Below are 11,616 nucleotides of genomic sequence, written 5' to 3'. Positions count from 1 at the left end.
CTTTTTAATTCTGCGCTTTATCCTACGCTATCAATACGAATCATCACTGCGTCTGGACGCCAATACTCGAATTCGCAGTCCATTAAATGCCCATCTTGTTTGTAGTTTACCCGCCGAATTTTCAGAACGGGTTGTCCTTCAGCTAGGTTCAACGCCTTAGCGACATGAGCAGGAGCTGACGTGGGAATCACATCAAAACGAGAGCGCTTTGTCTCGTAACCATACTTCTCACGATAAATGCCCGTCAGGGACATGGTGAGGTTCTCAGACAATATCCCCTCAAACAGTGCCGCTTTGAGCACGTTCTCAACAAACAATACCGCTCGCCCATCAATAAAACGTAACCGTTCAATTACATAAATTGGGGTAATTCGCTCCACCTCTAACGATTTGGCATACTCACCTGCGGCCATTTCACTTCGCACGTTGAGTAACTTAGTTTCTGCAATACGATGCTGCTCTCGAATCATTTGATGGAAGTGAGAACGAGACAACGGGTTGTAACAGATACGCTCAGGAGATACATACCAACCCCGGCGCTCTTCTCGATAAATAAGACCTTCCGTTTCTAAAGACACCAACGCATCTTTGATAGTGATTCGAGTCGTAGAAAACAGCTCACTGAGCTCTCTCTCTGACGGCAGTTTTTGTCCTTCCGACATGATGCCGGAAAGAATCTGCTGTTTTAAGCTGCTTCTAATTTTTCCTAATTGGGTACCAAATTGTCCGGTGCCTGTCGCTCTCATTCTGATCTAGTCCAACGATAATTTGACGAATAACATAAGGCGTTTACGTAACAAAAATATGACATTAATCAACAGAACACATACTGAACGTATGAAATATAAGTGCCATATAAAATCAGCAAAACTGTCAAATTACTTGCGCTAAATCGTCACATTCCATCCATAGCATACAAAGCGAACTTACTGACCTAGTCCAGAAGGATGGAGACAATGAAAACTTTGCTAAGTCGTTCAATTACCGCACCAGCGGCAATCATTGCGGTAACGCTCGCTACGCCAACAGTAGCGAAAGAAGCCGATATTGAATCTTTGGTAGCAGCAGCACAAAAAGAAGGGGCGGTTTACAGTGTGGGTATGCCTGACAGTTGGGCAAACTGGAAAGACACTTGGGCTGATTTAAAGTCAAATTACAACCTTAAGCACCAAGACACGGATATGAGCTCGGCTCAAGAAATCGCAAAATTCGAAGCTGAGAAGAAAAACGCGACCGCAGACATTGGTGACGTAGGCTTTGCCTTTGCACGTGTAGCGGTAAAAAAAGGCGTCACTCAGCCATATAAACCAACAACTTGGAATGACATCCCAGATTGGGCAAAAGACGAAGATGGTCATTGGGCACTTGCCTACACTGGCACTATTTCTTTTATCTCCAACAATTACCTCGTAAAAGACGCGCCAAAAACGTGGGATGACCTATTAAAAGGCGACTACAAAGTGACCGTAGGTGACGTAGGCGTAGCAGCACAGGCAAACAACGCGGTTCTCGCCGCAGCGTTCGCCAACGGTGGGGACGAATCCAACCTCAAGCCTGCGCTCAAATTCTTTTCTGAACTCGCGAAGCAAGGTCGTCTTTCATTTACCGATCCGAACATCGCCAACCTAGAAAAAGGCGAAGTTGAAGTGGCGATCATGTGGGACTTCAATGCATTGAACTACCGCGACAAAATTGACCGCGACCGCTTTACAGTGAGCATTCCTCAAGATGGCTCTGTGATTTCTGGTTATACAACCATAATCAATAAATACGCGAAGAACCCTAATGCAGCAAAGCTTGCTCGTGAATACATCTTCAGCGATCAAGGGCAAATCAACTTAGCAGAAGGTTATGCGCGTCCAATCCGCACCAACATCACACTGCCTCAAGCAGTGCAAGACAAGCTAATTGCTAATGACCAATACAGCAATGTTCACCCAGTGACTGACTTCTCAGCTTGGGAAAAGTCCGCACGTAAGCTGCCACGTCAATGGCAAGAAAGTGTCTTAATCCACCAGCAATAAGAGTAAGTCGTTATGAGCAATAAGGTCATCCTTGTTGTTCTAGATGGACTGAACTATCAGGTAGCCCGTGATTGCATGGGCTACCTCAATGGTCTTCTAGAACAAAGTCGTTCCCAACAAGAAACTCGCGCAACGCTTTATCCTGTGCAGTGTGAGCTGCCCTCTATGTCTCGCCCACTTTATGAGTGCATTTTAACGGGCGTTCGCCCTGTAGAAAGCGGCATCGTAAACAACAATATCGTTCGTCTATCCAAACACGATTCCATTTTCAGTTTGGCAAAAGCCCAAGGAAAAGTGACCGCTGCGGCTGCCTACCACTGGGTAAGTGAGCTTTATAATCGCGCGCCATTTGAACCTGTTCGCGATCGTTTCACGCATGATGAAACCCTGAATATCCAGCACGGCTGCTTTTACCATTGGGATCATTATCCTGATGAAGCCTTGTTCCTGGACGCAGAGTATTTACGTCGAAACTATCAACCTGATTTCTTATTGATCCATCCGATGAATATCGACGATACAGGACATAAGTTTGGCCTAGACTCTCGCCAATACCGCAATTGTGTGCGAGGTGCAGACATTATTCTTTCCAACTACATCGATCAATGGCTTGCTGATGGGTATCAAATCATTGTGACCAGCGATCATGGCATGAACAACGATCTTTCTCACGGTGGGATTTTACCTGAAGAGCGAGAAGTTCCCCTGTTTGTCATTGGTGATAAGTTTACCCATCAAGATTGTCATATTAAGCAAACTGATATTTGTGGCACCGTTTGTCAATTGCTAAACCTTGACCACACGAAGCCATACACTCAGGAATTGTTAGCACTATGAGAAGTTCAGTCCTCTCCCCTAGCTCTAGCGAATCACGCTCAAATTTGGCAAGTACTTGGTTAAAGCGCTTTAAGCCTGCCATTTGGTTGGCGCCTTTCGCGCTGTTTTTCTACCTATTTCAACTCGCACCGATGATTTGGGTACTGTTAAACAGCTTTATCTACGATGGCGAGTTTGCCTTCGATAACTACATTGAAGTGCTCGACTCCGCCTTTATGATGCAGGCGTTTGGCAACAGTTTGTGGTTAGCTGTGTGGTCGAGCATTTTTGGCTTAGCCATTGCGACTCTGTTGGTCTCTTCTCTACGCAGAGTCGATTCTAAAGTCCGCGACGGTGTGATTGCGTTTACGAACATGAGCAGCAACTTTGCAGGCGTACCTCTGTCATTCGCTTTTATTATTATTTTGGGCACCAATGGGGCGATTACCCTTTTGCTCAAGCAGTATGGCTTACTCGGTGATTTCGACCTTTATGGTAAATGGGGCCTGCTGGCCATTTACATCTACTTCCAAATCCCGCTGGCGGTGTTGTTGCTCTACCCTGCGTTCGACGCGTTGAGTGATGATTGGCAAGCAGCAGCTGCGCTACTGGGAGCCAAAACATCACAGTATTGGGCGAAAATCGCGCTGCCAGTGCTCTCACCAGCCTTATTCGGTACCTTTATTATCTTAATAGCCAACGCAATTGGCGCATATGCGAGTGTTTATGCGCTGACCTCCGGTAACTATAACGTCATCACAATTCGAATTGCGAGTCTGGTATCGGGAGACCTGTTCCTTGAACCTAATCTCGCCGCTGCAATTTCGGTGATTCTAATGGCGTTACTTGCCTTTATCACAGTGATTAACCAATGGCTCATTTCGAAAAGCTATGCAGGTAGGAAGTAGTCATGAACAACGTTAATACTCGATTCCATAAAACGGTGGTTTATTCCATTGTTGGGATCATGCTCATCCCGATTTTAGCGACCTTTGTCTATTCGCTTTCATCACGCTGGGGTGCCACGGTGCTTCCAGATGGTTTCACTTTTGATTGGTACGTTAAATTGCTGACCGACCCACGCTTTTTGCAAGCGTTTGGGCGTTCGCTGTTTATTTGTATTGCTTCGCTAACCCTCAGTGTGCTTCTGGTTCTGCCAGCGATATTCGTGGTGTTTTACTACTTTCCAAGGCTCGACAGGCTCATGAACGTATTGATTTTGCTACCATTCGCTGTACCACCAGTGGTGTCCTCCGTCGGCTTGCTTCAACTTTATGCTGACAGTGAAATCTCCCTTATCGGTACTCCTTGGATTCTAGTAGGTACTTACTTCACCATAGCGTTACCGTTCATGTATCGTGCGATTTCTAATAGCTTCGAAGCAATTAACCTTAACGATTTAATGGACGCTGCACACTTGCTAGGAGCAAGCACAACCAAAGCGTTTTTGATGGTCATTTTACCTAACCTCAAAAAAGGACTGATGGCATCGCTTTTCCTTTCATTTTCATTTCTATTGGGAGAGTTTGTGTTCGCCAATATTTTAGTCGGCACACGTTATGAAACCCTGCAAATCTACTTGTATAACATGCGTCAGACGAGCGGCCACTTTACGTCTGCCTTAGTGATGACCTACTTCCTATTTATTTTTTTACTGACTTGGTTGGCAAGTCGTTTCAGCCGAGGAATCAAACAATGAGCTACGTAACAGCGAAAAATCTGACTAAACGTTTTGGTGATAACACCGTATTTGAGGACATTCACTTTAACATCGAGCAAGGTGAATTCATTACGCTTTTGGGCCCTAGCGGTTGTGGTAAATCGACACTACTTCGCAGCCTTGCTGGGCTTAACCCTGTCGATGGAGGCGAGATTTGGGTAAACGGAGAAGATATCACGCATCAAGTCCCGCAAGAGCGTGGTATTGGGATGGTCTTTCAATCGTATGCGCTGTTTCCCAATATGACCGTCGAAGGCAACATTGCATTTGGCTTAAAAATGAAAAAGCTTGCGAATGATGATATTCGACGTGAAGTGGCTAAAGTCATCAAACTGGTGGATCTGGCAGGTAAAGAAAAACACTATCCGCATCAACTTTCTGGTGGTCAGCGCCAGCGTGTCGCACTCGCTCGAGCGTTGGTGGTGAAACCTCGCATATTATTGCTTGATGAACCACTTTCTGCGCTTGATGCCAAAATCCGCAAACACCTTCGTCAGCAAATCCGAGATATTCAGAAAGAGATGAATCTCACCACTATCTTCGTAACTCATGACCAAGAAGAGGCGATGATTATGTCTGATCGTATCTTCCTAATGAGTAAAGGAGAAATTGTTCAAGCAGGAACACCTGAAGAAATTTATACTCATCCTGCTAACGAGTTTGTGGCCGGTTTCATGGGGCACTACAACCTTGTAGAGGCCAATAAAGCCAAGCAACTCTTCAACATTGATACCGAATGGAAAGTGGCGATTCGCCCAGAGTCTATATATGTAAAAGAGCAAGGTCGTCAATATGATAGCCACATCTCAGCGCCACAAGTAGGTACGATCACCAACCACCAGCTTCTAGGTAATGTTATTCGCTATCAAGTGAACGTTGAAGAGTGTGAGCTCACTGTTGACTTGCTTAACCGCTCTTCAGAACGCTTACTAGCGAATGGCAGCCAACTAGAGCTACTCTTTAACCTAAACGAAATTCAGCCAGTGAGAGCCTAAACATGTCCAAACCTTTGTATGTTTTTGATATGGATGAAACCCTAATAAACGCTGACTGCGCAATGATTTGGAACGAGTTTATGGTTGAGAGAGACATCGCGACTGATCCTTTATTTATTAAGGAAGATCAGCGTCTAATGGCCTTGTACTCTGAAGGCAAAATGGACATGGAAGATTACCTAGCGTTCTCCATGAAGCCACTAGAAAACATGCCGATTGAAGAAGTAAACGCCTTGGTTGAAGAATGTGTTGAAAGCCATATTTTGCCTAAACAGTTCCCTCAAGCCAAAACCCTGATTGAGCAACTGTCTCGTGATGGTATAGATATGGTTATCATCTCTGCCAGCGTCACTTTTTTGGTGGAAGCCGTTGGTCGCCGTCTTAATATTCCAACCGCACTCGGAATTGATTTAATCGAGAAAGACAACTGTTTTACCGCTGAAATCGAGGGTATCCCGAGTTATCGTGAAGGCAAAGTCACGCGATTAAAACAGTGGCTAGAAAATCAGCCTGAGCGTTATTCCGAAATCCATTTCTATACCGATTCAATCAACGATTTACCGCTTTGTGAATACGCGAACTACGCTTATCTGGTAAATCCATGCCCACAACTAAAAGAACACGCCAACAGACCGAATTGGAGTGTGTTAAGTTGGGGGTGATATAGCCTCACAAGACCGTTCTTCCTAAGTAAATACTTTTCTATTTGTTCAAAGAGCAGTTCTTTCTGCTCTTTTTTACTTCTCTTCATCACAAATTAATCACTTGATTAAATACTGATTAATTTTTCACATGTCGCATGAGAAATCAGCGTCTTATAATTAATCAAATGTTTAATATTTTGAGAGAAGATTGTGACGGAAGCGCATCGAAGGGCGGGAAGACCCACAGATAATATCGACGCACGGGAAAAACTGATTTTCCACGCGCGCGAACTCTTCACCATTATGGCTTATGACAAGGTCTCTACTCGCCTAGTCGCGCAGAAAGCAGGCGTGAACGTGGCGATGATTCGTTACTACTTTGGCAACAAAGAAGGCTTGTTCGAGACCATGTTGCGCGAAACACTGTCACCGATGCAAAAGCAGATGCAGACGTTGGTATCCAACAGTAACGAGCAAAACTTTCTCGATCTAATGCGCACCTACTACCGCGAAATGATCAAGGTACCACAGTTCCCACGCTTAGTTGCCCAAGTTATGAATATGCCCCCATCGGAAACCCAACGCAAACTGCTCGAAAAAGTCTTCGCAGATATCAGCAAGCCAATGCAAGGCGTGATCTTTGATAAGTTGATCGACAGTGGCGTTTTACGAAAAAACGCCGACCCTCAACTTTGTCGCGTCTCTTACATCAGCTTGATGGTGTTTCCTTTTATGGCACCACCAGCACTGCTCGCCATTCATGGCATTGAACTTTCTGAAGCCTTCTTGAACCGATTATTCGAACACAACATACAACTGATGAAACATGGATTTTTGGACTCGGGCGACCAATATGAAGATAAATAAAAAGCTGCTGTTCTTTCCTGCTCTTGCGGTGGGGGTCGTCATTCTGTTTTTGGCGATTAGCCTAAAACCAGATTTGCCCGTAAAACCCTCTGGAGATCGTGCACGGTTGGTCGAGACGATTCCACTTGAGCTAAAAGCCATTGCTCCAGTAGCCATAGGGTTTGGCAAGATCGCCCCAAAAGTGGAATGGAAAGCGATAGCCGAAGTGACGGGTAAAGTGGTCTACCGCCATCCGCAACTGGAAAAAGGACAAGTGTTGCAAGCAGGGACAGAAATCTTGCGCATCGACCCGCTCGATTACGAGTTGAAACTGGTTCAAGCTCAAGCCGATCTCAAATCTGCCCAAACCTCTCTGGCTAAGCTGAACCAAGAAGAAGCGAATCTCAAAAGCACACTCAAGATAGAAGCCAACCGTCTGGTTATCGCCAACAAAGAGTTAGACCGTAAACAAAACCTACGTAAGAAAGGCTTAACCTCGCAATCGGATGTAGATCAGCAAGAGCAAAGCGCGCTCTCTCAACGTAAGTTAGTACTGGATATTGAAAATCAAATTGGTTTGATGCCGGATGAGAAACGAGTCGCGGAAGCCCTAGTTAAAGTTAATGCATCAAAAGTGGATGAGGCCGAACGCTCGCTTGATAAAACCATCATCACGCTTCCTTACGATTTGCGTATTGCTGACGTAGAAATTGAGAAAAAGCAAGTGGTTAACCTCCAACAAACCATGGTGACAGGACATGGTATTGATGTCATGGAAGTGGAAGCTCAACTATCCATTCATGACATGCAAACTTTGGCGGCGAGCATCGGTGAGTTTGTCCGCGATGAATCTGGTATTCCACAACCTGATATGAATGCGATTCATGCCAACATTGAACTCAGCAGCGGTAACCTCTCTGCAAGCTGGCCTGCGAAAGTTGCACGCATCAGCGAAACGGTTGATCCAAGCCAAGCGACGGCCGGTGTGATTCTGGAAATTGAACAAGACTACCGTGCATTAAACCCAACGTCTGCGCCTCCATTGGTGAACGGCATGTTTGTGCGAGCCTTAATTGAGGGGCAAGAGAACCCGAGTTGGGTCATCCCAGAGCGTGCGCTTCATGGCGATAAGATTTACCTGATGGGCGATGACAACCGTCTGCAAGTCGTCACGGTTGAAGTGTTATATCGTCGCAATAACCAAGTGGTGATCGATGGTGAACTAGAGCAAGGTCAGAAGCTGATCATCAACGATTTGCTGCCTGCGATTAACGGCATGCTATTGAAAGAGTCACCTGAACAGTCAGAAACGGCTATTGAGGAGTCTGATTCATGATCCGATTCTTCGCCAAGCATCCAACAGCAGCCAACTTGCTGATGCTAACGCTGCTGATATTGGGGATTTCTTCACTTTCCACGATTAAGCGTGAAACTTTTCCTGAGTTTGATCCGCCCTACATCCTAGCTGGTGTGGTTTACCCCGGCGCTTCCCCTCAAGAGGTAGAAGAGAGCATCTGTATCCGAATGGAAGATGCTGTCGATGGCCTTGCCAACATTAAAGAAACTCAGTGTGAAGCGATTGAGGGTTCTGCGCGTCTTATCTTAAAACTGAATGAAGAAGCCGACATTGGGCGCATGTTGGTTGATGTTCAAACCCAGATCAACTCGATAAACGACTTCCCACAAGAGATTGAATCTCCTGTGGTCCAAGAGCTCGATTGGAACGAGCCAGTTGTGGATGTCGCGATCACCGCAGATACCACATGGCCAGAGCTAAAAGCGTATGCCGAACAGCTTAAACGCACGTTAAAAATCGATTACGATGTCTCTTTGGTTGAAGTTGCAGGCTTCTCTGACCACCAATACCGAGTAGAGTTAGATACTCAAGCCATTCGCCAACTTGGCTTGAGTGTGGGTGATATTGCAGAGCAGATTGGTCGTCAAAACGTCAAGTTGCCAAGTGGTAATGTCGAAACGCCAGATAAGAACTTTCTGATCCGCTTTGACGAACGACGCGTGACGCCGGAAGAGCTTGAGACTATCGTCGTGGGCTCTGGTACAAATGGCTCAATCATCCGTCTAAGAGATATTGCGACGATTACCGACCGGTTTGAATTGGACGAACAGAAAGTCCTCTTCGATGGTCACCCTTCTGCCCTACTAAAAGTCAGCAAAAACAAAGAAGACGATGCACTGCGCATTAAAGAACGTGTTGCTCAATTTGTCGAAGAACAACAAGCCATCGCGCCAGACGGTGTGATGCTACAAATGACCAATGACCTTTCATCCGTGCTTTGGGATCGCCTGACCATGATGGTCAAAAACGGTTGGCAAGGTATCATTCTGGTCTTCGCCACCATGTGGTTGTTCTTTAGTTTTCGCTATTCCTTTTGGGTCGCAGCTGGTTTGCCCGTTGCCTTCTTAGGTGGGTTATTTTTGATGGCGCAACTTGGCCTGTCCATCAACATCATGTCTTTAGTCGGGCTACTCATGGCCATCGGTATCATGATGGATGACGCCATCGTTATTGCCGAATCGATTGCCGCTCACCTCGACCGAGGAGAAGAGATCGATGATGCCGTGATAAAAGGCGTGAAAAAGGTACTGCCGGGGGTCATCTCTTCCTTTTTAACTACGGTGTGTATTTTCGGTAGCTTGTTATTTTTGCAAGGTGAAATGGGTGCGGTACTTAAAGCGGTTCCTCAAGTTCTGATCCTCGTACTGAGTTTAAGTTTGGTGGAAGCCTTCTTGATCTTACCTAACCACCTTTCTCATTCACTGCATAAACAAAAGCAAGAGCGAACAACACCGAAGTTCAAACAAAAGCTGCTCGCTTCTTTTGAAAACTTCCGCAACACCACCTTGGTCAACGCAGTGGATAAAGTGGTCGAGTATCGCTATGCCTTTATGGGTGGCGTGGTTGCCTTGCTTCTTATCTCCGCTGCCACGTTAGTAGGTGGTTTGCTCAAGTTCCAACCCTTCCCTGAACTGGATGGCGACATTGCAGAAGCGCGTATTATTCTTCCTCCGGGTTCTTCTCTGTCTCAAACGGAAGCTGTCGTCGGTAAGATCGTTGCTTCCGCTCAAAAGCTAGATAAAGAATGGACAGAAAAAGTGGAAGACGGCAATCCATTGGTTCTGCACATCACCAGTCAATTCAATGCTAACGCCGACGCGAATGAATCTGGCTCTCACATTGCCACGGTACGTCTGGATTTGCTGGGCGCCGAGAGTCGTAACACACTCATCGATGAATTTATCGACGCATGGCGTGAAGACATTGGTGAACTTGCGGATCCTATCTCACTGGTATTTAAACAACCGACCATGGGGCCAGGTGGCCGGGCGATTGAGATTCGAGCGAAGCATGATGATCTGGATGCACTCAAAGCAGCCTCTATCGACATTCAGCAATACTTGAATGAATTTGACGGTGTCCATGGCGTATTAGATGACATGCGCATGGGTAAAGAAGAAGTCTTGGTTAAACTTCGTCCTGGGGCGGAAGCTTATGGTATTAACGGTCAGCTCATTGCCAATCAATTGCGCGCGGCTTTCTTTGGCCAAACCGCAGACGAGATCCAAGTTGGGGTAGAAAACATTTCCATCGAAGTTCGCCTCAATAAAGCGCAAGCTGGTGACTTACAGCAATTGGCAAACTTCCCAATAATCTTGTCCGATGGTAATCAAATCCCACTCGCGACCATTGCAACTTTGGATTTCCAGCGTAATTACGTAAGAATCCAGCGCATTGATGGCTTGCGCACTGTAAGCGTATTCGGCGATATCGACAATACGAAAGCCAACTCAACCGCCATTATTCGTCAGTTCCAACAGGATGAAGCACCAAAGCTTATGCAAAAGTATCCTGGTCTTCGCTTTGATTTTGAAGGTGAAGCCAAAGATACCGCTGAAACTGGCGCATCAATGGGTAAAGGCTTCTTGCTTGGTTTGTTTGGCGTGTTTGCGATTCTGAGTTACCAATTCCGCAGTTATTTGGAACCATTCGTCGTCATGCTTGCGATTCCCCTCGCTTTTATTGGCGTGGTATGGGGACACATCCTACTCGGTCACTCATTAAGTATGCCAAGTATGATGGGCTTCGTCTCATTAGCAGGGATTGTGGTGAATGACTCGATTCTGTTAGTTCAGTACATACGCCATCATGTGGATGAAGGGGATAATGTGCATGACTCAGTAGTCAAAGCCAGTCGGGAACGCTTTAGAGCAGTATTCCTAACATCAATGACCACTGCAGCAGGTTTGCTTCCGTTACTGACTGAAACCAGTTTGCAAGCACAGGTTATCCAACCACTGGTTATCTCCATCGTGTTTGGTATTTTCGCATCCACTCTGCTGGTGTTGTTTATGATCCCTGCTGCGTATGCCATTTTAGCTGACTTCGGCCTAGTCCATAAGCACGAAGAAATCTAAAACGACTGATAAGTAAACTTATCAAAATGAACAAGAGCGGCTTAGGTCGCTTTTTGTTCAATACCAACACGTTAAAAAACACACAATCACTTAACAAACAGAGGGTTATTGTGTCTCATTAAGTGTGAATATGAACA

The 11,616-nt window shown here is 45.8% G+C and carries 10 protein-coding genes; 9 read left to right on the top strand and 1 reads right to left on the bottom strand.

The annotated features are described in order from the left end of the window. Window positions 1-17: 17 nt before the first annotated feature. Complete coding sequence (locus R7R78_RS14615; protein WP_005387087.1) at window positions 18-746, bottom strand: UTRA domain-containing protein; 729 nt, start codon at window positions 744-746, stop codon at window positions 18-20. A 210-nt stretch (window positions 747-956) separates the two neighbouring features. Here R7R78_RS14615 and R7R78_RS14610 point away from each other — a divergent pair, with 210 nt between their 5' ends. From R7R78_RS14610 to R7R78_RS14570, 9 genes are all read left to right on the top strand, one after another. After that, complete coding sequence (locus R7R78_RS14610; RefSeq protein WP_225473861.1) at window positions 957-2,024, top strand: ABC transporter substrate-binding protein; 1,068 nt, start codon at window positions 957-959, stop codon at window positions 2,022-2,024. 12 nt (window positions 2,025-2,036) lie between these two features. Further along, window positions 2,037-2,861, top strand: a complete 825-nt coding sequence (locus R7R78_RS14605; protein ID WP_054577716.1) for an alkaline phosphatase family protein — start codon at window positions 2,037-2,039, stop codon at window positions 2,859-2,861. Continuing rightward, window positions 2,858-3,748: an ABC transporter permease gene (locus tag R7R78_RS14600; protein WP_053304599.1), complete on the top strand. Its 891-nt coding sequence runs from the start codon at window positions 2,858-2,860 to the stop codon at window positions 3,746-3,748. The genes R7R78_RS14605 and R7R78_RS14600 overlap by 4 nt, the downstream gene beginning before the upstream one ends. A 2-nt stretch (window positions 3,749-3,750) precedes the next feature. Beyond that, on the top strand, window positions 3,751-4,539 hold the full coding sequence (locus R7R78_RS14595) for an ABC transporter permease (protein WP_225473859.1): 789 nt from the start codon (window positions 3,751-3,753) through the stop codon (window positions 4,537-4,539). Further along, a complete protein-coding gene (locus tag R7R78_RS14590; RefSeq protein WP_005373862.1) occupies window positions 4,536-5,555 on the top strand; it encodes an ABC transporter ATP-binding protein in 1,020 nt (339 codons plus the stop codon). The genes R7R78_RS14595 and R7R78_RS14590 overlap by 4 nt, the downstream gene beginning before the upstream one ends. 2 nt (window positions 5,556-5,557) lie before the next feature. Continuing rightward, on the top strand, window positions 5,558-6,217 hold the full coding sequence (locus R7R78_RS14585) for an HAD family hydrolase (RefSeq protein WP_225473857.1): 660 nt from the start codon (window positions 5,558-5,560) through the stop codon (window positions 6,215-6,217). Between the two features lie 192 nt (window positions 6,218-6,409). Then, entirely contained in the window at window positions 6,410-7,066 is a 657-nt protein-coding gene (locus R7R78_RS14580) for a TetR/AcrR family transcriptional regulator (RefSeq protein WP_225473855.1), read from the top strand. Further along, the gene (locus R7R78_RS14575) at window positions 7,053-8,381 is read left to right on the top strand and encodes an efflux RND transporter periplasmic adaptor subunit (RefSeq protein ID WP_225473854.1); all 1,329 of its coding nucleotides are present in this window, start codon (window positions 7,053-7,055) and stop codon (window positions 8,379-8,381) included. Before R7R78_RS14580 ends, R7R78_RS14575 begins: the two co-directional genes overlap by 14 nt. Continuing rightward, a complete protein-coding gene (locus tag R7R78_RS14570; protein WP_213972650.1) occupies window positions 8,378-11,479 on the top strand; it encodes an efflux RND transporter permease subunit in 3,102 nt (1,033 codons plus the stop codon). Before R7R78_RS14575 ends, R7R78_RS14570 begins: the two co-directional genes overlap by 4 nt. Window positions 11,480-11,616: the final 137 nt, after the last annotated feature.

It is taken from the genome of Vibrio sp. 2134-1 (assembly GCF_033339495.1).
Note: the sequence above shows the minus strand (reverse complement) of the source record. Positions and strands in the feature narration are given on the sequence as shown.